The sequence below is a fragment of the Wolbachia endosymbiont of Drosophila seguyi genome, from assembly GCF_028981765.1.
Lineage (GTDB): Bacteria > Pseudomonadota > Alphaproteobacteria > Rickettsiales > Anaplasmataceae > Wolbachia > Wolbachia pipientis.
Genome location: NZ_JAPQLM010000068.1, coordinates 1 through 928 on the forward strand (window position 1 = coordinate 1; position 928 = coordinate 928).

The 928-nt window shown below is 31.5% G+C and carries 1 protein-coding gene; it reads left to right on the forward strand.

All coding sequences use genetic code 11. The features are described from left to right. Positions 1-757 (forward strand): WD_0033/WD_0034 family tandem repeat-containing protein (locus OZD62_RS01300; RefSeq protein ID WP_458695025.1); only part of this gene is annotated, 757 nt, incomplete at its 5' end. Positions 758-928: the final 171 nt, after the last annotated feature.

Sequence of the window (928 nt, forward strand, 5' to 3'; positions counted from 1 at the left end):
TAAAGATAGTATAGCTGTTGAGAAAATGTTAAGAGTAGCTAAAGAAAACGGTATTCTGAAAGACATTCTTAACACAACAATAACCATAAAACATAAAAATAATCAAAAAGTAACTGATAAGTTACTTGCCGCATTACATGATCGCAAAGTTATTCAAAAAATTTTAGACATAGCTAGAGAAAATGATATTCTGAAAGACATTCTTAATGCAACAATAACTATAAAATATCCAGATAGTGAAGAAAAAATCTACACACCACTTACTTATACAATATCATGTAAAAGCAACGAAGCTTTTAATACAACAAGAGCTATAAATCAAGATGGTCAGGAAAAAACTCACATCCCATTTCCTACCCTTGATAAAAGAGAAACTGAATTAAAATTAAAAGAAAAAAGACAAAGTAGAAGAGATGAGGGATTAAATTTTAACAATGGTAGTAGTGACAAAAATGTTGAAATAAAAGTTAATGGGGATATCTTGTTGCAGCATAGTAGTGGAATTGAAAATGAAATAAATCATACTGCTGTACGTAATGATGTAAGGGGGGTAAAGCCTCTAATAGAAAGTAGAGTAAATGTTAAAGTACAGAATATAAATGCAGTGATTGCAACTTCTGTGACATTTAAAATGATTGCAACTTCTGTGACACTTGAGTTGGTAGCTAGTAAAATAACATGTGTACTGTCAAAACCCACCACTAAATTGGAAGAAGTAGCTATAACATATTTTCAAGGTTTAGCACTATATTTGTGAAACTTAATTTATATGTGCTAAACAAGATGCTGATTAGTTTTATAGCTAACCCAAGAAAGGTTTCCCTACGTCATACCGCCGCGGTATCTCTAGATCCCGCTGCGGGATGACGATTGTCGTTTAGCCATAAATATTTAAGAAATTTACCAAATGAAAAAAAAGGCAAAAGAA